The 18,771-nt window shown below is 70.0% G+C and carries 21 protein-coding genes and 1 tRNA gene; 11 read left to right on the top strand and 11 right to left on the bottom strand.

The genetic code is table 11. The features are described from left to right. Positions 1–3 precede the first annotated feature (3 nt). Complete coding sequence (orn, locus tag BLT21_RS01760; RefSeq protein WP_091498268.1) at positions 4–627, bottom strand: oligoribonuclease; 624 nt, start codon at positions 625–627, stop codon at positions 4–6. Positions 628–701: 74 nt separating this feature from the next. Between orn and BLT21_RS01755 the strand changes: the two genes are divergently transcribed. Together BLT21_RS01755 and BLT21_RS01750 are read left to right on the top strand one after the other, a co-directional pair. Then, a tRNA-Arg gene (locus BLT21_RS01755) sits at positions 702–774 on the top strand. A 93-nt stretch (positions 775–867) separates the two neighbouring features. Then, positions 868–1,080: a methyltransferase gene (locus BLT21_RS01750; protein ID WP_256335879.1), complete on the top strand. Its 213-nt coding sequence runs from the start codon at positions 868–870 to the stop codon at positions 1,078–1,080. Here BLT21_RS01750 and BLT21_RS01745 read toward each other — a convergent pair. Next, a complete protein-coding gene (locus BLT21_RS01745; protein WP_091498263.1) occupies positions 1,061–1,699 on the bottom strand; it encodes a membrane protein YczE in 639 nt (212 codons plus the stop codon). The two genes, BLT21_RS01750 and BLT21_RS01745, sit on opposite strands and share 20 nt — an antisense overlap. A gap of 61 nt (positions 1,700–1,760) precedes the next feature. On the opposite strand from BLT21_RS01745, the gene BLT21_RS01740 reads away from it, so the two are divergent. Next, positions 1,761–3,170 (top strand): MocR-like transcription factor YczR, encoded by a 1,410-nt coding sequence (locus BLT21_RS01740; protein ID WP_091498260.1) that lies wholly within the window; start codon positions 1,761–1,763, stop codon positions 3,168–3,170. A gap of 11 nt (positions 3,171–3,181) precedes the next feature. Here the strand turns inward: BLT21_RS01740 and BLT21_RS01735 are convergent, their stop codons facing one another. Continuing rightward, positions 3,182–3,412: a hypothetical protein gene (locus tag BLT21_RS01735; RefSeq protein ID WP_143024914.1), complete on the bottom strand. Its 231-nt coding sequence runs from the start codon at positions 3,410–3,412 to the stop codon at positions 3,182–3,184. Positions 3,413–3,531: 119 nt separating this feature from the next. On the opposite strand from BLT21_RS01735, the gene msrA reads away from it, so the two are divergent. The 5 genes from msrA to BLT21_RS01710 all read left to right on the top strand — a co-directional run bounded on the left by msrA (position 3,532) and on the right by BLT21_RS01710 (position 7,542). After that, a complete protein-coding gene (gene msrA, locus BLT21_RS01730) occupies positions 3,532–4,059 on the top strand; it encodes a peptide-methionine (S)-S-oxide reductase MsrA (protein WP_091498256.1) in 528 nt (175 codons plus the stop codon). Positions 4,060–4,216: 157 nt separating this feature from the next. After that, positions 4,217–4,744, top strand: a complete 528-nt coding sequence (ssb, locus tag BLT21_RS01725; RefSeq protein ID WP_091498253.1) for a single-stranded DNA-binding protein — start codon at positions 4,217–4,219, stop codon at positions 4,742–4,744. A 41-nt stretch (positions 4,745–4,785) separates the two neighbouring features. Continuing rightward, complete coding sequence (locus BLT21_RS15780; protein ID WP_256335878.1) at positions 4,786–5,283, top strand: DUF6993 domain-containing protein; 498 nt, start codon at positions 4,786–4,788, stop codon at positions 5,281–5,283. Positions 5,284–5,339: 56 nt separating this feature from the next. Beyond that, positions 5,340–7,019: an energy-dependent translational throttle protein EttA gene (ettA, locus tag BLT21_RS01715; RefSeq protein ID WP_091498250.1), complete on the top strand. Its 1,680-nt coding sequence runs from the start codon at positions 5,340–5,342 to the stop codon at positions 7,017–7,019. Then, a complete protein-coding gene (locus BLT21_RS01710; protein ID WP_256335877.1) occupies positions 7,012–7,542 on the top strand; it encodes an acyl-CoA thioesterase in 531 nt (176 codons plus the stop codon). The genes ettA and BLT21_RS01710 overlap by 8 nt, the downstream gene beginning before the upstream one ends. A 16-nt stretch (positions 7,543–7,558) precedes the next feature. Here the strand turns inward: BLT21_RS01710 and BLT21_RS01705 are convergent, their stop codons facing one another. Then, positions 7,559–8,479 carry an acyl-CoA thioesterase gene (locus BLT21_RS01705; RefSeq protein WP_091498238.1) on the bottom strand — a complete coding sequence of 307 codons (921 nt, stop codon included), beginning with the start codon at positions 8,477–8,479 and terminating at the stop codon, positions 7,559–7,561. 20 nt (positions 8,480–8,499) lie between these two features. Between BLT21_RS01705 and BLT21_RS01700 the strand changes: the two genes are divergently transcribed. Continuing rightward, positions 8,500–9,171, top strand: a complete 672-nt coding sequence (locus BLT21_RS01700) for a DUF8185 domain-containing protein (protein WP_091498235.1) — start codon at positions 8,500–8,502, stop codon at positions 9,169–9,171. Here BLT21_RS01700 and BLT21_RS01695 read toward each other — a convergent pair whose 3' ends face one another. The 7 genes from BLT21_RS01695 to pepN all read right to left on the bottom strand — a co-directional run bounded on the left by BLT21_RS01695 (position 9,172) and on the right by pepN (position 17,112). Then, positions 9,172–9,621 carry a globin gene (locus BLT21_RS01695; protein WP_091498232.1) on the bottom strand — a complete coding sequence of 150 codons (450 nt, stop codon included), beginning with the start codon at positions 9,619–9,621 and terminating at the stop codon, positions 9,172–9,174. It lies immediately after the preceding gene. After that, positions 9,618–10,748, bottom strand: coding sequence for a mechanosensitive ion channel family protein (locus BLT21_RS01690; RefSeq protein WP_091498229.1), 1,131 nt, complete (start codon positions 10,746–10,748; stop codon positions 9,618–9,620). Before BLT21_RS01690 ends, BLT21_RS01695 begins: the two co-directional genes overlap by 4 nt. Before the next feature lie 46 nt (positions 10,749–10,794). Next, entirely contained in the window at positions 10,795–11,469 is a 675-nt protein-coding gene (locus tag BLT21_RS01685; RefSeq protein ID WP_176786781.1) for a response regulator transcription factor, read from the bottom strand. Then, positions 11,459–12,727 (bottom strand): sensor histidine kinase, encoded by a 1,269-nt coding sequence (locus BLT21_RS01680; RefSeq protein WP_256335876.1) that lies wholly within the window; start codon positions 12,725–12,727, stop codon positions 11,459–11,461. The genes BLT21_RS01685 and BLT21_RS01680 overlap by 11 nt, the downstream gene beginning before the upstream one ends. Before the next feature lie 10 nt (positions 12,728–12,737). Beyond that, complete coding sequence (locus BLT21_RS01675; protein WP_091498226.1) at positions 12,738–13,547, bottom strand: ABC transporter permease; 810 nt, start codon at positions 13,545–13,547, stop codon at positions 12,738–12,740. Beyond that, positions 13,544–14,458, bottom strand: a complete 915-nt coding sequence (locus BLT21_RS01670; RefSeq protein WP_091498222.1) for an ABC transporter ATP-binding protein — start codon at positions 14,456–14,458, stop codon at positions 13,544–13,546. Before BLT21_RS01670 ends, BLT21_RS01675 begins: the two co-directional genes overlap by 4 nt. 107 nt (positions 14,459–14,565) lie before the next feature. After that, positions 14,566–17,112, bottom strand: coding sequence for an aminopeptidase N (pepN, locus tag BLT21_RS01665; RefSeq protein WP_091498220.1), 2,547 nt, complete (start codon positions 17,110–17,112; stop codon positions 14,566–14,568). 111 nt (positions 17,113–17,223) lie between these two features. On the opposite strand from pepN, the gene BLT21_RS01660 reads away from it, so the two are divergent. Beyond that, positions 17,224–17,769 (top strand): ribose-5-phosphate isomerase, encoded by a 546-nt coding sequence (locus BLT21_RS01660; RefSeq protein ID WP_091498216.1) that lies wholly within the window; start codon positions 17,224–17,226, stop codon positions 17,767–17,769. Beyond that, a complete protein-coding gene (locus tag BLT21_RS01655) occupies positions 17,769–18,767 on the top strand; it encodes an Fpg/Nei family DNA glycosylase (protein WP_091498213.1) in 999 nt (332 codons plus the stop codon). Before BLT21_RS01660 ends, BLT21_RS01655 begins: the two co-directional genes overlap by 1 nt. The last annotated feature ends 4 nt before the right edge of the window (positions 18,768–18,771 follow it).

Genomic DNA, 18,771 nt, shown 5'->3' with positions numbered 1-18,771 from the left:
GTATTACACGGATGACGTGTACGACGACACGGCCGCCTCTGCTGCGGCGCGCGCTTCGTCGCTCGTGGGGCCGGGTCCGGGCACGAACACCGCGGAACGGTAGTACGCCAGCTCACGGATCGACTCGCGGATGTCGGCGAGCGCGCGGTGCCCGCCGTCCTTGGCGGGCGCCTGGAAGTAGGCTCGCGGGAACCACCGACGCGAGAGCTCCTTGATGCTCGAGACGTCGACGTTCCGGTAGTGCAGCCACGAGTCGACCCGTGGCATGTACTTGGCGAGGAACATGCGGTCGGTGCCGATGGTGTTGCCCGCGAGCGCCGCCTTGCCCTCGGGCACGAAGCGTCGGATGTACTCGAGCACCGCGGATTCGGCCTCGTCGAGGCTCACGCCCCCGTCGAGCTCGGTGAGGAGCCCGGATGTCTCGTGCATCCTGGTGACGAAGTCGCCCATGTTGGCGCGCGCCGCATCGCTCGGACGAATGACGAGCTGGAAGCCCGGGTCGAGCGGACAAAGCTCGTAGTCGGTGACGACGACGGCGACCTCGACGAGCTCGTCGACGCTGAGATCCAGCCCCGTCATCTCGCAGTCGATCCATACGAGACGATCGTTCTCGGCAGTTCCCACCATGCCGCCCATCCTAATGACCGGGCGCGACACCCGGGCCCGGTAGCCTGGTGGCAACGCCTCGCGTCGCGGGGCGGGCCTCCGTAGCTCAGTGGATAGAGCAGCGGCCTTCTAATCCGTTGGTCACAGGTTCGAATCCTGTCGGGGGCACGATCATCCACCGGCCCCGAAGCCGGATCGCGCGCACCCCTGGTCCCGCGCCTGTGGCGGGCGTAGCCTGCCGGTGTCGGAAGGGGTTCGATGATGAACGCACAGACACGATCGACGGCACTCTGGGTCGCCTACGGTTCCGGGGGAGTCGTCGGGATGATCCGCCACCGTGGCGACGAGTACATCGTGACGATGGCCGGCGCCGATGCCGAGCTCGGCACGTATCCCGCGATGGATGTGGCGAAGAGCGCCCTCCACGCACATCTCGCGCCCGGCGCGGACTGGCCTACGTTCCGGCAGCACTGACGGCGGGTGCGGAGCGGTCCCGCTCGCCGCCGGGACTGCGGCCGCGCTGGCGGCGGTCGAAGAGCGGCAGGCTCACGTGCACGACCGGTCCGATGAGGACGGCGAAGAGCACCGTGCCCCAGCCCACCGTCCCGCCCAGAAGCCAGCCGGTGACGAGTACCGTCGCCTCGACGCCCAGCCGACCGGCCCAGATCGGCCACCCCCACCGCTGATGCAGTCCCGTCATGAGGCCGTCGCGTGGGCCCGGGCCGAGTCGTGCGCCGATGTAGATGCCCGACGCGAGCCCGACGAGCAACGTGCCGGCGAGGAACATGAGGAACCTCGCGACCCCGGGCTCCGGCGTCGCGAGGAGCGGGAGGGTCAGCTGTATGGCGGTGCCCACGACGAGGATGTTCGCCACGGTACCGATCCCGGGCCGCTGGCGGAGGGGGATCCACAGCAGCAGGACCAGGAAGCCCGTGATGTTGACAACCCATCCGATGCCGAGCCCGGTGAGCTTGCCGGCTCCCTCGGAGAAGACCGTCCACGGATCGAGCCCGATGCCGGCGTCGATCATCACGGCGCACCCGGCACCGAAGAGGACGAGTCCGACGAGGAGCTGGGCGATGCGCAGGGTCACGGCTCCATTGGATCGCGATATTGGCTTCTGTGAAAGATGCCAATCCCATTACGGTGGCCGTATGCACTCCCGGATCTCAGCCCGCTCCCTCGAGACAGCGCTCGGCGGATGGCGAACGCGTGAGCCCGCTTACGAGGCCCTGGCCGACGGCATCCGGCTTCTCTGCCTCGACAATCGCATCGCCGCCCGCACGCTCCTACCTGCCGAACGCCTCTTGGCGCAGACGCTCGCCGTGAGCCGGACGACGGTGGCGAGCGCGTACGCGAGCCTGCGGGCGAGCGGACACATCGAGAGCGTCCGTGGCTCGGGGAGCGTCACGACGGCACAGCCGCTGCGCGGTGGCGGCACCGTCTTCGCAGAACCCGGGTCGATCGACCTGCAGCAGGCGAGTCCGAGCGCCTGGCCCGGGCTCGCCGGCGTGTTCACCGAGACGGCCGCGGAGGCGGCGACCCTGGTCTCCCGCACCGGCTACGACACCCTCGGCTCGCGTCGGCTGCGCGAGGTCATCGCGCAGCGCTACGAGGCGCGGGGCATCCCCACCTCCGCCGAGGAGGTGCTCGTCACGGCGGGCGCCCAGAGCGCGATTCATCTGATCGCCGAGGTGCTCGTCGCTCGCGGCGACCGGGTTCTCGCCGAGACGCCCACCTACCCCCACGCCGCGGAGGCGTTGCGGGCGGCCGGAGCCCGTCTCGTCGCCGTGCCGGTCACAACCGCGGACGGGTGGGACCTCGATCGCCTCCGCGAGGCGTCGCAGCGCACGCGGCCCACCCTCGCTTATCTCATGCCCACCTTCCAGAACCCGACCGGTCGCTCGATGACCGATCGCGAGCAGGACGCGTTCCGCGACGCAGCGCGACGGGGCTGCACGCTGGTCGTCGACGAGACGACCGCGGAACTGCATTTCGAGCGGCCTGCGCCGGTTGCATTCGCCCCCGACGAGGTGATCCGGCTCGGTTCCCTCGGAAAGACCGTCTGGGGCGGTCTCCGCGTCGGCTGGATCCGTGCCCGCCCGGATGTCATCCGACGCCTGCACGCGGCCCGTCCGGCCCGCGATCTGGGCACCCCGGAGTTCGAGCAGGCGGTCGCATCGCGTCTCGTCGAGCGGATGTCCGAGATCCTGCCCCAGCGGGCCGAGCTGCTCTCGGCGGGGTACAGGGCGGCGCGCGCCGCCCTGCAGCACCGTCTGCCCGAGTGGGAGGTGCCCGAGGTCTCGGGCGGCGTGGCCCTGTGGGTCGGGCTTCCCGCCCCACTGAGTGCACCGCTCGTGCTCGGTGCCCGCGCTGAGGCCGTCTACCTCAGCGCGGGGCCCCGGTTCGCCGTCGATGGCGGGCACGAGAACCGGCTGCGCGTGCCGTTCACGGCGCCTCCGGCCGAGATCGGGCGCGCCGTCGACGTGCTCGCGGGCGTGTGGGAGCGGGTGCGTGCCGGAGTGCCGACCGCCGGTCCCGCCCCGGTCGACGTGCTGGTGTGACGACGACGGCCTCAGCGCGACAGGCGCAGCGTCTCGGCTGCCTCGGCGAGGCTCCAGAACTCGCCGATGCCTCGGAACGAGCGCGACGCCAGGTGGTATCGGAGGGCGCGGAAGCGGGCACCGGTCGGCGCACCGGCCCGTTCGATCAGCCCGCGAACGCGGCCGTCCGCCTCGACGACACGCCACCGGTCGACGCCGAGCGGAATCAGCGTCGCGGTGCGGTGGAGCTGTTGTGTCGACATGAGGACCCCCTTCTCGCCTCCGAGGTTAGAGAGCACCTCCGACATCGGCGGGAACACCCGGCGTCGAGGGATGGTTGGCTAGGGGGAGACCTCGCGCAAGCGGGAGAACGGAGCTTTCCATGACCACCACCTTCATCCTCGCCGGCGGCTGCTTCTGGTGCCTGGATGCCGCCTACCGTGCGCTGAACGGCGTCACCGAGGTCGTGTCCGGCTACATCGGCGGCGACGTGCCGAACCCGAGCTACGAGGCCGTGTGCACGGGGACGACCGGCCACGCCGAGGCCGTCGCCGTGACCTTCGATCCCGAGGTCATCCCCGCCGACGTCATCCTCGACGCCTTCTTCACGATGCACGACCCGCGCCAGCTGAACCGACAGGGTGCGGACGTCGGCACCCAGTACCGCTCCGCGATGTTCCCGCTCGACGACGCACAGGTCGAGCTGTTCACCACGGCACGCGATCGCGCCGACGATCTCTGGGGCGGCGGCGTCGTGACCACCATGGAACGCGCTGGGACCTTCTACCCCGCCGAGGACTACCACCAGGACTTCTTCGCCAAGAACCCGGGTCAGGGCTACTGCCTGGCGGTGGCCGTGCCCAAGGTCAACAAGGTGCGTGCTCGCTTCGCGGAGTACGCCCGCGGCTGACCTGTTCTCCCCACGCGCTCCCGGGGGCGGTTCTGCACAGATGTGCGGGACCGCCCCCGTCTTCGTGACGCGCGGCGTGAAGCTGATTGCGCTCCGGCACCCGACGGGCACTCGGGTGCCGGAGCGTCCCATCGCACGCGTCCTTCCAGGAGTCGACATGTCAGATCGCATCACCGTCATCGGCAACATCGCCACCGAGCCAGAGCAGCGCCGGACCGGCAACGGGGTCCCCGCCACCGCGTTCCGCCTCGCGAGCACGCAGCGCTACCGCGACGCCTCCTCGGGCGAGTGGGTCGACGGTGCGACCAACTGGTACCGCGTGAGCGTCTTCCGCTCACTCGGCGAGCACGCGTTCGCTTCGCTGCGGAAGGGGCAGCGGGTCATCGTCGAGGGGCGTCTGCGTCTGCGCGAGTGGGAGGCCAACGGCAAGCGCGGCACGGAGGTCGAGATCGATGCCGACGCGATCGGTCCCGAGCTGAAGTGGGGCACGGCGGTCTTCCAGCGGGCGCCACGAGTCGATGGTGGGGCTCCGGCATCGGGGCCGGCAGCGACGACGCACCCGAACGCGACGACGTCCGGGGAGTGGTCCGTCGCGTCGGATAGCGCGGATCATCCGGGCGCGGGGGCGGAGTGGGCCGTTGCGCCGCTCGCGGACGCCGCGTCCGCCGACCGGACTCCGTTCTGACCTCCGGGCCGCCACACGGGCACGGCCCCTAGAATCTCGCCGTGGGCCCGCTTCGCACTTTTCTCCGCCCGGCCGTCGTCACCGCCGCCGCGGTGCTCGTGCTCGCCGTCGTCGGCTGCACGCCCGAGCCACCCGCGTCGCCGGGAGCCTCGCCGGACGTGACCGCTGCGGATGCCGGGGCGACGGCGGATGCGGAGGATGCGCCGTCGGTGCTCATGCTGGAAGGCAGCGCGCACGACAATCTGCCGTTCTTCTCTGCGGTCGTCGACCGGGTGGCGGCATCGGCGGACGGCGTGGCTGGCCGCGCCTACGTCGATGCCCTCGTCGCCGCGGGCTTCGAGAAGGGCGCGATGCAGGTCACTGCCGACCGGACGTCGGTCGACGACCCGGTCGACAGCCTGCAGTTCTCCGTGCTCTGGGCGGGGGAGTGCCTGGTCGGTCAGGTCGGCCCCTCCACGCCGGCCCCCACCGCGATGGTGCTTCCCGAGTTGCCCAGCGGCGGCTGCCTCCTGGGGTCGACCCGCCCCATAGATTGGTGAACCGGCGTCGCTCACGGGCTGAACGGCCAGCGACCGGCGACTAGACTCGATTCGTTATGGCCGAATACATCTACTCCATGGTCCGTGCCCGCAAGGCAGTCGGCGAGAAGCTGATCCTCGACGACGTCACGATGGCATTCCTCCCCGGTGCCAAGATCGGCATGGTCGGCCCGAACGGCGCCGGTAAGTCGACGATCCTGAAGATCATGGCGGGCCTCGACCAGCCCTCGAACGGCGAGGCGAAGCTCTCGCCGGGCTTCACCGTGGGGATCCTGATGCAGGAGCCCGAGCTCGACGACACCAAGACGGTACTCGAAAACATCGAGGCGGGTGTCGCCATCAAGGCGAAGCTCGACCGGTTCAACGAGATCTCCGCCCTCATGGCCGATCCCGACGCCGACTTCGACGCGCTGCTCGCCGAGATGGGCACGCTCCAGGAGGAGATCGACGCCGCGGACGGCTGGGACCTCGACTCGCAGCTGCACCAGGCGATGGAGGCGCTCCGCACGCCGCCGGCGGACGCGTCGGTGGCTCCCCTCTCGGGTGGTGAGCGTCGCCGTGTCGCGCTCGCCCGCCTTCTGCTCCAGAAGCCCGATCTCCTGCTGCTCGACGAGCCCACGAACCACCTCGATGCCGAGAGCGTCCTCTGGCTCGAGCAGCACCTGCAGGCCTACAAGGGCGCCGTCATCGCGATCACCCACGACCGGTACTTCCTCGACAACGTCGCGGAATGGATCGCGGAGGTCGACCGTGGACGACTGCTCAGCTACGAGGGCAACTACTCGACCTACCTCGAGAAGAAGGGCGAGCGCCTCGACATCCAGGGCAAGAAGGATGCGAAGCTCGCCAAGCGCCTGAAGGAGGAGCTCGAATGGGTGCGTAGCTCGGCGAAGGGGCGTCAGACCAAGTCGAAGGCGCGCCTCGCCCGCTACGAGGAGATGGCAGCCGAGGCCGAGCGCACGCGCAAGCTCGACTTCGAGGAGATCCAGATCCCCGCCGGTCCGCGCCTCGGCAGCGTCGTCATCGACGCGAAGAAGCTGCACAAGGCGTTCGGCGACCGCGTGCTGATCGACGGGCTGAGCTTCAACCTCCCGCCGAACGGCATCGTGGGCGTCATCGGCCCCAATGGTGTCGGCAAGACGACGCTCTTCAAGACGATCGTCGGGCTCGAACCCCTCGACGCCGGCGACCTGAAGATCGGCGAGACCGTGAAGATCAGCTACGTCGACCAGTCCCGCGGCAACATCGACCCCGAGAAGACGCTCTGGGAGGTCGTCTCGGACGGGCTCGACATCATCACGGTCGGGAAGACGGAGATCCCCTCGCGCGCCTATGTGTCGAAGTTCGGCTTCAAGGGACCCGACCAGCAGAAGAAGGCGGGCGTGCTCTCCGGTGGTGAGCGCAACCGACTGAACCTGGCCCTGACGCTGAAGGAGGGCGGCAACCTGCTGCTCCTCGACGAGCCGACCAACGACCTGGATGTCGAGACGTTGAGCTCGCTCGAGAACGCCCTGCTCGAGTTCCCCGGCTGCGCCGTGGTCATCACCCACGACCGGTGGTTCCTCGACCGCATCGCGACCCACATCCTGGCCTACGAGGGCACAGCGGAGAACCCGTCGCAGTGGTACTGGTTCGAGGGCAACTTCGAGGCCTACGAGGCGAACAAGATCGAGCGGCTCGGGGCGGATGCCGCCAACCCGGCCAAATCGACCTACCGCAAGCTGACGCGTGACTGAGAGCACGTCATCGACGGCGGTGGCCTCGGTGGTGCAGACCGCCGGGGCCACCCGCGTCCACATCCCCATCCACCTGCGATGGGGCGACCTCGACGCGCTCGGGCACGTCAACAACACGTCGATGCTCAAGTTGCTCGAAGAGGCGCGGCTGCGCGCCTTCTGGAAGCCGGAGGCGGGACTGTCGGGCCCGCCGACCGCCATCCTCGATGCGCTCAGCCTGTCGGCGGAGACGATGACCCTCGTCGCCCGCCAGGAGATCGAGTACCTGGCACCCGTGCCCTACGGGCAGCGTCCGCTCGATGTGCAGCTCTGGATCGGGCGGGTCGGCGGCTCGAGCATCGACGTCTGCTACGAGGTCTTCAGCCCCCGCGGCGATGACGAGCAGATCTGCTACGCACGGTCTACCGCCGTCGTCGTCATGGTCTCGACCGAGACGGGACGTCCGGTTCGGCTGACCGAGCGGATGCGCGCGGCGTGGTCGCCGATCGTGGGCGACCCGATCGTGTACGCGCACCGACGCTGAGAGCGCCCGCCCGTCGTCATCCCGCGGTCGTCGACGGGACCCGCACCATGATCTCCTGCGCCACGCTCGCGACCAGCGCACCCGACCGGTCGTAGATCCGTCCCGTCGACAGACCGCGCCCGCCGCGGGCGCTGGGCGACTCCTGCACGTACAGGAGCCATTCGTCGACGCGCGCGAAGCGGTGCCACCACATCGCGTGGTCGAGGCTCGCCACCTTCAGCCCGGGCGTGGCCCATGCCAGCCCGTGCGCGCGCAGAACCGGCTCCTGGATCGTCAGGTCGCTGAGGAAGGCGAGCGCGGCCCGGTGGACCGCGGGGTCGTCGGGGAGCGTCGAACGCGTGCGCGTCCAGACCGCTTGGCGCGGCGTGGCGTCGGCATCCGGTTCGAGGTAGATCGGCGCGGTAACGTGCCGGAGCTCGATCGGGCTCGCCGAGAAGATCCGGCGGCTCGTCGGGTGCATCCCGCTGAGCTGGTCCTCGAGCGACGGCAGCTCCTCGGGCTGGGGGATGCCGTCGGGCATCGGCTCGCCGTGCTCGACGCCGGGGTCCTCGTCCTCGAATGACGCGATCATCGAGAAGATCGGCAGCCCGTTCTGGAAGGCCTGCGTCCGACGCGTCGAGAAGGAGCGTCCATCGTGGATGCGGTCGACCGAGAAGGTGATCGGGCGAGACGAGTCGCCCGGACGCAGGAAGTACCCGTGCATGGAGTGCGGCACGCGCTCCTCGGGGACCGTCCGCAGCGCGGCCACTGTGGCCTGCGCGAGAACCTGCCCGCCGAACACACGGCCCTGCGGCATCACCTGCGACCGACCCGTGAAGATGTCTTCGGTCGTGCGTGCCTCGCCCGAGGAGAGGTCGAGCACGTCGAGCATGGCGGCGACGGGGTCGGACGATCCCACGGGGCGGTCGGACGCGCGCTCTCCGGATTGTTCGGTCATCGATCGGTAGTCTAGGACGGATGTCCGAGCGCCTCATATTCCCCCAGTCCGAGGTCGCGCGAGACGTTCTGACGTTCGCAGGTCGCGCCGCCCGACACGGCGACGGCATCGTCCGGCTGCAGGCCGGCAGCGGCGTGCTCGCGATGACGTGCGCGCCGCTCGCGCCCCGTTCGCTGACGGATGCGACGCCGTTCGTCCTGGCTCTCCGCACGGCTCGGATCGACCCGGAGATCGAGTGCGATCTCACCGTCGACGCCGCCGCGCTCGCCCCCGACGCCGACCCGTTCGCGGTGCGACTGCCCGACAGCGGCGTGACCGCCTCCTGGGCGGGCGTGTCACCGCCGCGCACCGGGTGGCGCGAGGGCGGGGCGCTGGATTCCGCCCGTGTCTCGCTGCGGGCGCAGTGGGGGATCGCGGCCGTCGCACGCCAACTGCCCGCCGCCGCCGGCGACGACGTGGTGCACCTCGTCCGCTCCTCGGTGTGGGGTGCTCCCGACGACGAGCTCGGCGGTCTCCCCCTCGGTGTCGCGTTCGCGGCGGTGGGGCTCGGCTTCATCGCCGGGGAGGAGCGTCCGCCGATCCGCCGCACCGACGTCTGGACCCGGATCACGTTCGCGCGCGGCCATGTGCTGACGCGGGGCCCGGTGGCGATGGGGCTCACGCCGGTCAGGCGGACGGGTGCGCCGGGCTGATCAGGCCTGTGGTGATCGCAGAGGCGGATCGTTCGGCGTGACGATCCCGGGTCCTCGGCCCCCGGCGGGCTCGAACGTGTTGACCATCGCATACGCGGCGCGTTCGAGATAGTCCCACAGGGTGGCTTCGTGCAGGGGTGGGAGAGCCAGCTCGTCCAGCGCGGTCCGCATGTGACGGAGCCACCGGTCCCGAGCATCGGGATCGACGTGGAAGGGACGGTGCCTCATCCGCAACCGCGGGTGGCCACGCTGCTCGCCGTATGTCGTGGGGCCGCCCCAGTACTGCTCGAGGAACATCGTCAGTCGCTCGGCTGCGGGTCCGAGGTCGGCCTCGGGGTACATCGGACGCAGCACGTCGTCGGCGGCGACGCCGCGATAGAACGCGTCGACGAGCCGGGCGAAGGTGTCGTGGCCCCCGATCTCGTCGTAGAAGCTCCGCTGCTCGCTCACGGCCTGCCCTTCTCATCATCCGATGCCTCGGGCGACCCTGTGGCGTCGCCGTCGGCCTGCGGTACGTCCGTCGCCCGACCCCGGTTGCGCTTCGGACGCCACTGCGGCCGCATCTTCAGCGTGGGCGACGCGATCGGCTGCGGCTTGGTCTGAGGCGGGTTCGCACCGCGGATGCTCTGGGCACCGTCGAACCCGGTCAACACGATCGAGCCGAGCTGCGGGAGCGACACGCCGAGGGCGTCGATCGCCTGCTTCAACCGCATACGCAGTGCTCGCGCGACGTCGTCCTTGGCGTTGGGCCGGGTCTTGATCACCAGCCGCATCACGAGGGTGTCGTCGTTGATCGATTCGAGTCCCCAGATCTCGGGCTGCTCGATGATCCGGGTGCGCCACTTCGGCTCGCGCGCCAGTCCTTCGGCGGTGTCGAGCATGGCCTGCTCGACCGTCTCGACATCGGCGTCGACGGGAACCGCCACGTCGATGATCACGCGGGCCCACCCCTGGGACATGTTGCCGATGCGGGTGATCTCGCCGTTGCGGACGAACCAGAGGGTGCCGTTGACGTCGCGGACATGCGTCACGCGCACGCTGACGTACTCCACCATCCCCGTCGCGAGACCCAAATCGACCACGTCGCCGATGCCGATCTGATCCTCCGCGACGAGGAAGATGCCGTTGAGGACGTCTTTCACGATGTTCTGCGCACCGAAGCCGAGGCCGGCGCCGATGGCCGCGGAGAGCAGCGTGAACGATCCGAGGATGTTCGGGCTGAGCACCCCCACGATCATGAGGACGGCGATGATGACGATCGTCACGTTCACGATGTTGGTGAGGATGGAGCCGAGAGTCCGGGTGCGCTGCACGATGCGCACCTGAGCGAGCGGAGACATGTCGATCGCCCGCGTGTCCTCGGCCTCGGCACGCGTCTTCGCCCCGCGCACGACTCGATCGACGATGCGTCCGATGAGGCGGCGCATGAGCCAGGACAGCACGAGGGCTCCGAGGACGATGCCGACGACGGCCGCGATGTTCCACCCGGCCTCGGTCAGAAACGTCCAGAACTCGTCGCTGGCGAAGTCCCAGGCGAACGGCGCGGGATCGGTCTCGGTTTCGGCGGCGGGGATCATCGATCCGATCCTAACGACGATGCCTCGGACGTCCCCGAGAAGGCCCTCAGGCGTCGAGGCCCGTTTCGGCGAGGCCGTGCGCGATCAGCACGGCGTGCACCCGATCTCGGGCGGGCAGCTTCGTGAGGATGCGGCCGACATGCGTCTTCACGGTCGACTCGCTCAGGAACAGCTCGGAAGCGATCTCGAGGTTCGTGAGTCCGCGCGCCATCGCCGCGAGCACGTCGGCCTCGCGCGCCGTCAGCACCGACGGCGTCGACGGTTCCGGTGCCGGCAGCCCTGATGCGGTGACGAGCTCGATCATCCGCCGGGTCACGCGCGGCGCGAGAGTGGCCTCTCCCGCGGCGACGGCGCGGACGGCGGCGACGAGCTCGTCGCGGCGCGCATCCTTGAGCAGGAAGCCGCCGGCGCCTGCACGGAGCGCGCCGAACGCGTACTCGTCGAGATCGAAAGTCGTGAGCACGAGCACGGCGACAGCGGGGTGCTGCGCACGGATGCGCGCGGTCGCCTCGATCCCGTCGACGCCCGGCATCCGGACGTCCATCAGCACGACGTCGGGCGTCGACTCGGCCACCGCCTCGAGGGCGGCGGCGCCGTCGGCGGCTTCGGCCACCACCTCGATGCCCTCGGCCGCGTCGAGCACCATGCGGAACCCCAATCGGATGAGGCTCTGGTCGTCGACGATCACGACGCGGATCGCGGGCGCGGCGTCAGCGCTCATGGTTCTCCTGTTCGCGGGGGAGGTAGGCGTGGACGCGCCAGCCGCGCCCGAGCCCGGGCCCGGGCCCGGCGGTGACCGCGCCGCCGGCGAGGCCGACACGCTCCCGCAGGCCGCGGATGCCGTATCCGCCGTTGTCGGCGGGCGCCGTGAGAAGCTGATCGCCGTCGTCGACGACCTCGACCTCGACACCCTCCGGGCGGTGAGCGATGCGCACGTCGATCCGCGTGGCACCGCGGGCATGGCGCATGGCGTTGGTGACGCCCTCTTGGACGATGCGCGAGATGGCCAGCTGCACGGTGCCCGGGAGCTCCGCGCGGTCGCCGGAGACCGTCAGGGTCGCGTCGAAGCCCGCCGCGCGCGCCGAGCTCACGGTCTCGGCGGTGGTGTCGCGGGCGAGGGGGACGAGCGGCGCGGCGCCGCCGTCGCGGAGGACGCCGAGGGTAGCGCGCATGTCGCGCAGGGCCTCGCGGCCCGTGGTCGCGATAGCCGTCGCCCCGGGACGCGCCCGGTCGATGTCGCTTGATGCGGCCACGCCCTCGGCGAGGGCGACCATGACGGTGAGCGAGTGGGCGACGATGTCGTGGAGCTCGCGCGCGATGCGATCGCGCTCGGCGGCGGAGGCGAGCCGCGCCTGCTGGTCGCGTTCGACGACGAGCTGACGGGAACGATCGATCAGAGCGGCGACGTACCGTTGCCGGTTGCCGATGTTCGTGCCGATGAGCGCGCCGATGAGGGCTGTCAGGATCTCGCCGACGAGGGCGTTCCACGCGATGGTGGGAGCGATCCACCCGGTGAGCCCGAGGGTGGCGGCGGCGGTGCCGATGACGCCGAGGGCGATCGCGACTCCCATGAGGCACGCGCGGGTGCTGCGATGGACGGCGAGGGTGTAGGCGGCGATCCCGAGGATCGGCCCGCCGGTAGCGACGGGCGCGAGAAGGTAGGCGAGCGCGACGAGCGCCGCGATGACGAACACGGCGGTCGGGAAGCGCCGGCGCAGGAGCAGCGACGCGCAGCCGAGGACGATGACGACCATGACGACGGGGGCGGTGATGGGCCAATGCGCCCCGATGCCGATCGCGTCGTCCATGCGGTCTGTGAAGCTCGTCGCCGGCACGAGCGAGAGCAGCAGGCATACGAGCGCCGTGAGGATGTCGGCGAAGACCGGATGCCGGCCCCAGAAGCGCCGGAGCACCCCCGGCGCACGCGGAAGCCGCAGGTCATCGTCGCTGGACGACGAGCCGCGGCTTCCGGGGGACACTCCTCGTACCCTACGCGTCGCGCGTGCGCAGGATGGCCCATCCCGCGAGCAGGGTCGCTGCGGGCCAGGCGAGGAGGGTCAGCACCGAGCCGGCGATGTCGTCGGCGCCCGGGACCGTGAGACTCTGCGCGGCGGATGCGGGGAGGTACTGGGTCAGGTCGACGATCCACGCCCATGCCTCGCCACCGAACGTGAAGAGGCTGAGCACGATGGGCAGCACGAAGAGGATGCCGACAGTGGCGGCGATCGCGCCGGCGCCGTTGCGGATGATGAAGCCCCACCCGAGTCCCAGCAGCGCGAAGGTCGCCATGGCGAGCACGCCGAAGGCGAGCGGGACGAGTGACGACTCGGCATCGGACCAGTCGATCGCGCTCTCGCCGAAGACCGGGGTCGTCACGACCACGGCAGCGAGCGAGGTGACGACCGTGGTCACGCCGAGGAGCACGCCCACGACGAGGGCCTTGGCGGCGAGGACGGCGCCTCGCCGCGGCTCCGCCGTGAGGGTCGAGCGGATCATGCCGGTCGAGTACTCGCCGGTGATGGCCATGGCGCCGAGGATGCCCGATACGAGCATCGTGAACTGCATGGGCGCCGTGACGGCGACCACGGGGGAGAAGTCGCCCGGGAAGTCGCGCGAGGCCCACGCCATGAGCAACGAGATCCCGATCGCGAGCGCGGCCGTGACGCCGAGCGACCACCAGGTCGAGCGGAGGGTCAGGAGCTTGATCGCCTCGCTCCGGACGACGCGCCCGAAGGACAGTCGCACGTTCGGCTGCGCGGCTCGGACGGGTGCCGGAGTCTGCACGGTGGTGGTGCTCATCGCACGGCCCCCTTCGTCTGGTATTCGACCGAGCCCTCGGTCAGTGCGAGATAGGCGTCCTCGAGCGAGCCCGCTCTCGGCGTGAGCTCGTGGAGCGGGATGCCGTGGGCGGCGGCGGCGTCGCCGATCGCGGCGGCGCTCAGACCGGCGACCTGCAGCAGTCCCGGCTCGCCGCTCGTGACCGCGACATCCGGTCCTGCGATGAGACGGGTCAGGTCGTCGGCACGCGGGGTGCGGACGACGACGGTGTTGCTGGTCCACGAACGCACGAGCTCGTCGATGCCGGCATCCGCGAGGACGCGGCCCTTGCCGAGCACGATGACGTGATCGGCGGTCAGCGCCATCTCGCTCATCAGGTGGCTCGACAGCAGAACGGTCCGGCCCTGTGCGGCCTGCCCGCGCACGAACTGGCGCACCCAGCGCACACCCTCCGGGTCCAGGCCGTTCACCGGCTCGTCGAGGATGAGGGTCTGCGGGTCGCCGAGGAGGGCGGCGGCGATCCCCAGGCGCTGTCCCATGCCCAGGGAGAACTTGCCGGCGCGCTTGCCGGCCACCGAGCCGAGACCGGTGATCTCGATCACCTCGTCGACACGGGAACGAGGGATGCCGTGGGTCGCCGCCATCGCCCGCAGGTGGTTGCGGGCGCTGCGTCCCGTGTGCACCGCTTTCGCATCGAGGAGGATGCCGACCTCGGTGAGGGGCGAACGCAGTGTCCGGTAGTCGCGCCCATCGATGGTCACGCTGCCGGACGTCGGGCGGTCGAGCCCCACGATCATGCGCATCGTGGTGGATTTCCCGGCGCCGTTGGGTCCGAGGAAGCCCGTCACCTTGCCCGATTGGACGGTGAAGCTCACCCCGTCGACGGCTGTCTTGTCTCCGTACCTCTTGGTGAGGCCATCTGCAACGATCATGCGTCCCACGCTAATGAGGCAGCGCCGGAACGGCGTCCGACGGCGGTGCCGGATACGACGATGGGCGTCGTACCGCAGTACGACGCCCATCGCTCGAACGGATGACCTCAGTCCTGCGCGTCGCGCTCCTGCACCGAGAGGGCACGCTCGACGCCGGCGAGGTTCTCGGCGACGAGGCGGCGGAGCGCCGCCGGGGCTTCGATGTTCTGGCCGAGCCAGGTCCGGGTCGCGTCGCGCAGCTCGACGTTCGCGAGTGCCGCGGGATAGAGACCGACGATCAAGTACTGGGCGATCTGGTAGCTGCGCGACTCCCAGACGGGGAGCAGCATCCGGAAGTACTCGTCGACGAACGGCGTCAGGAGTTCGACTCCCGCCGGATGCGTGAACCCCATCGCCGCCGACCGGACGACCGTGTTCGGCAGGTCGTCGCTGTCGACCAGCGACGACCAGGCCGCGTGCTTCGCCTCCGCCGTGGGCAGGGCTGCACGCGCCTGCGCGGCGAACTCGCCGCCCTTGGCGGTGTTGTCCGCAGCGAGCGCGGCGTCGATGTCCGCGGCGGAGACGGCTCCGGCCGCCGCGAGCGACACGAGCAGGGTCCACGAGAGGTCGGCGTCGATCTCGAGACCCGGAAGAGCCGAGTCCCCCGATCGCAGAGCCGCGACGGTCTCGGCGTGCTGCGGCGTGGACGCGGCCGACGCGAAGGCGGTCACGAACTGCAGCTGACTGTCGCTGCCGGGCTCCGCGTCGTGTGCGAGCGCCCAGAGCCCGTCGGCGACGCGCTGACGTGCCGCATCCCGGGTGCGGGGGTCGACGTACGAGTTCGCGGCGAGCTGCAGCTGACCGAGGGTGGTCCGGACCGTCGTCGACTCGGTCTCGGTGCCGATGTTGCGCAGCACCAGGTCGATGTAGTCCGTCGCCGACGCCTCGGCGTCGCGGGTCTGGTCCCACGCTGCTCCCCACACGAGCGACCGGGCGAGCGGGTCGGAGATCTTGGCGAGATGTTCGATCGCGGTGCGCAGCGACCGCTCGTCGAGGCGGATCTTCGCGTAAGCGAGGTCGTTGTCGTTCAGCAGCACGAGGTCGGGCTGGGTGCGCCCCTTCAGCTCGGGGACCTCGGTGAGGTCGCCGTCCACGTCGAGCTCGACGTGGTGCGTGCGCACGAGGGCGCCGTCGCTGAGCGAGTAGAAGCCGACGCCCAGGCGGTGCGGGCGGATGGTTGGGTAGTCCGCAGGAGCGGTCTGCACGATCGCGAATCGTGTGATCCGGCCCTCGACGTCGGTCGCGATCTCGGGCTCGAGGGTGTTCACGCCGGCGGTCTCGAGCCACTTCTTCGACCAGGTCGCGAGCTCGCGCCCGCTCGTGGCCTCGAGCTCGACGAGGAGATCCGACAGCTCGGTGTTGCTCCACGCGTGCTTGCGGAAGTAGGCGGAGACGCCGGCGAAGAACGCCTCGACCCCCACCCAGGCCGCGAGCTGCTTGAGCACCGACCCGCCCTTCGCGTAGGTGATGCCGTCGAAGTTCACCTGGACGTCTTCCAGGTCGGTGATGCTCGCGACGACCGGGTGGGTGGAGGGGAGCTGATCCTGACGGTAGGCCCAGGTCTTCTCCATGGCGTTGAACGTCGTCCAGGCCTCGGTCCACTCCGTCGCCTCGGCGGTCGCGATCGTCGACGCCCATTCGGCGAACGACTCGTTCAGCCAGAGGTCGTTCCACCACTTCATCGTCACGAGGTCGCCGAACCACATGTGTGCGAGTTCATGCAGGATCGTGACGACGCGCCGTTCCTTCACCGCATCGGTGACCTTGGAACGGAACACGTAGGTCTCGGTGAACGTGACGGCCCCGGCGTTCTCCATCGCGCCCGCGTTGAACTCGGGCACGAAGAGCTGGTCGTACTTCGCGAAGGGGTACGGCACGCCGAACTTGTCCTCGAAGTACGCGAAACCCTGTCGGGTCTTGTCGAACACGTAGTCCGCGTCCAGGTACTGCCACAGGCTCTTGCGTGCATAGACGCCGAGGGGGATCACCCGACCGTCGGCGCTCGTCAGCTCGGAGAAGACCTGCTCGTAGGGGCCGGCGACGAGAGCGGTGATGTACGACGAGATGCGCGGCGTCGGCTCGAACGCCCACGTCGCCGTGCCGCCGTCGCCGGCGACCGGCTCGGGGGTGGGGGAGTTCGAGACGACCTTCCACTCCGCGGGAGCGGTGATGGTGAAGCGGAACTGCGCCTTCAGGTCGGGCTGCTCGAACACGGCGAAGACGCGGCGCGAGTCGGGCACCTCGAACTGGGAGTAGAGGTATACCTCGCCGTCGACGGGGTCGACGAAGCGGTGAAGGCCCTCGCCGGTGTTCGTGTACAGGCAGTCGGCGTCGACGATGAGCTCGTTCTCGGCGGCGAGGTCATCGAGGGCGATGCGTGAGTCGTCGAATGCCGACGGGTCGACCGAGCGTCCGTTCAATGTGATCTCGCGCACCTCGCGTGCGATCAGGTCGACGAAGGTCGATGCTCCTTCGGCTGCGGTGAAGCGGATCACCGTACGCGAGCGGAACACCTCCGCGCCGACGGTCAGGTCGAGGGCGATGTCGTAGGACTGCGTGTCGACGATCGCGCGGCGCTCTTGCGCCTCGATGCGGGTGAGGTTCTCTCCAGGCACGTGCGTTCTGCTCCCAGGGTCGGGGTGAGGTTCGGGGCCGCGCGCTGCTGGCGCCGACGGCAACCGTGCCAGCCTACGCTTCCGGGGCTCGCACGTTCATAGGATGGTGCCATGCGCATCCATATCGCGACCGACCACGCCGGTCTCGAGTTCTCGACCCAGCTCCAGCACCACCTCGCCGCCGCCGGCCATGACGTCGTCGATCACGGCCCCATCGAGTACGACCCGGTCGACGACTACCCGGCGTTCTGCATCCGCGCGGCGCAGGCCGTCGTGCGTGACCGGGCTGCCGGCGTCGACGCCCTCGGGGTCGTCTTCGGCGGGTCCGGCAACGGCGAGCAGATGGCCGCCAACAAGGTCCACGGTGCCCGTGCCGCCCTCGTGTGGAACATCGCCACCGCCGAGCTGGCTCGGGAGCACAACGATGCGAACGTCATCGCCATCGGCGCGCGTCAGCACACGTTCGACGAGGCCGTGACCTTCATCGACAGGTTCATCGCAACGCCGTTCAGCGACGAGGAGCGCCACTCGCGCCGCATCGCCCAGCTCGCCGCCTACGAGGCCGACGGCAGCCTGCTGCCTGACCCGCGTGAGAGCGCTGCGGGAACGACCTCGCCGCTTCCCGCCACGGATTCGTTCGACCCGGAAGCAGGCTGATGCCCGAGGGGCACTCCGTCCATCGCATCGCCCGGCAGTTCGACCGGAACATCGTGGGCCGCCGCGTCGGTGCGTCGAGTCCGCAGGGTCGGTTCGCCGAGGGCGCCGCGGTGTTGGACGGCCGCGAGGCGATCGAGGCGCGCGCGGTCGGCAAGCAGATGTTCCTCGCCTTCGAGGACGATGTGTGGCTGCGAGTACACCTGGGCATGTACGGGGCCTGGGACTTCGCCGGCGAGATCGCTGCCGACCCCACGATCGCTTCGGCGAACGGGCGCATGGGTCAGACCAATCAGCGCGGGACCCAGCTCGACGTCGTGTTCGACAGCGCGGGCGAGAACTCGCTCAGCTCGATCGGCGCGCCCCGTCGCTCCCGGGTGCGCATGAGCGAGCAGACGACGGGCCTCGGCGACGATGCGACCGATACGGCGGAATGGCCGCCTCCGGTGGTCGGGCAGGTGCGGCTGCGGCTGCTCACCGACGTCACGTGCGCCGATCTCCGCGGGCCTACGGCGTGCCGGCTGCAGACGCCCGACGAGGTGCAGGAGACGATCGCCAAGCTGGGACCCGACCCCCTCGTCGACGACAGCACCACGGGGGAGGAGCGCTTCACGTCCGTCGTGCGCCGCAAGCCGACGCCCATCGGCCTGCTGCTGATGGATCAGAGCGTCGTGAGTGGCATCGGCAACGTCTACCGGGCCGAGATGCTCTTCCGGGCGCGCCTGAACCCTCACACGCCGGGACGGGAGGTCTCGGACGAGACCGTTCGCGGGCTCTGGCGCGATTGGGTGCGTCTGCTGGCCATCGGCGTCGAGACCGGTCAGATGATGACGATGGACGACCTCGATCCCGAGGCGTGGCGGCGGGCGATGGCACATCGCGACGACCGCCATTGGGTGTACCACCGCGCGGGTCTGCCGTGCCGGGTGTGCGGTACGGCGATCGTGCTCGAGGAGATGGCCTCGCGGAAGCTGTACTGGTGCCCGAACTGTCAGAGGTGAGCCG

It is taken from the genome of Microbacterium sp. cf332, assembly GCF_900102175.1.
Classification (GTDB): Bacteria; Actinomycetota; Actinomycetes; order Actinomycetales; family Microbacteriaceae; genus Microbacterium.
The sequence above is the reverse complement of the archived record's forward strand: the minus strand, read 5'-3'. Positions and strand labels throughout refer to the sequence as shown.

Bases quoted from the DNA above. Each gene is read 5' to 3' on its own strand.
- orn (WP_091498268.1), bottom strand. From the start codon at position 627: ATGGTGGGAACTGCCGAGAACGATCGTCTCGTATGGATCGACTGCGAG.
- BLT21_RS01750 (WP_256335879.1), top strand. From the start codon at position 868: ATGAACGCACAGACACGATCGACGGCACTCTGGGTCGCCTACGGTTCC.
- BLT21_RS01740 (WP_091498260.1), top strand. From the start codon at position 1,761: ATGCACTCCCGGATCTCAGCCCGCTCCCTCGAGACAGCGCTCGGCGGA.
- BLT21_RS01735 (WP_143024914.1), bottom strand. From the start codon at position 3,412: ATGTCGACACAACAGCTCCACCGCACCGCGACGCTGATTCCGCTCGGC.
- msrA (WP_091498256.1), top strand. From the start codon at position 3,532: ATGACCACCACCTTCATCCTCGCCGGCGGCTGCTTCTGGTGCCTGGAT.
- ssb (WP_091498253.1), top strand. From the start codon at position 4,217: ATGTCAGATCGCATCACCGTCATCGGCAACATCGCCACCGAGCCAGAG.
- ettA (WP_091498250.1), top strand. From the start codon at position 5,340: ATGGCCGAATACATCTACTCCATGGTCCGTGCCCGCAAGGCAGTCGGC.
- BLT21_RS01705 (WP_091498238.1), bottom strand. From the start codon at position 8,479: ATGACCGAACAATCCGGAGAGCGCGCGTCCGACCGCCCCGTGGGATCG.
- BLT21_RS01700 (WP_091498235.1), top strand. From the start codon at position 8,500: ATGTCCGAGCGCCTCATATTCCCCCAGTCCGAGGTCGCGCGAGACGTT.
- BLT21_RS01690 (WP_091498229.1), bottom strand. From the start codon at position 10,748: ATGATCCCCGCCGCCGAAACCGAGACCGATCCCGCGCCGTTCGCCTGG.
- BLT21_RS01685 (WP_176786781.1), bottom strand. From the start codon at position 11,469: ATGAGCGCTGACGCCGCGCCCGCGATCCGCGTCGTGATCGTCGACGAC.
- BLT21_RS01675 (WP_091498226.1), bottom strand. From the start codon at position 13,547: ATGAGCACCACCACCGTGCAGACTCCGGCACCCGTCCGAGCCGCGCAG.
- BLT21_RS01670 (WP_091498222.1), bottom strand. From the start codon at position 14,458: ATGATCGTTGCAGATGGCCTCACCAAGAGGTACGGAGACAAGACAGCC.
- BLT21_RS01660 (WP_091498216.1), top strand. From the start codon at position 17,224: ATGCGCATCCATATCGCGACCGACCACGCCGGTCTCGAGTTCTCGACC.
- BLT21_RS01655 (WP_091498213.1), top strand. From the start codon at position 17,769: ATGCCCGAGGGGCACTCCGTCCATCGCATCGCCCGGCAGTTCGACCGG.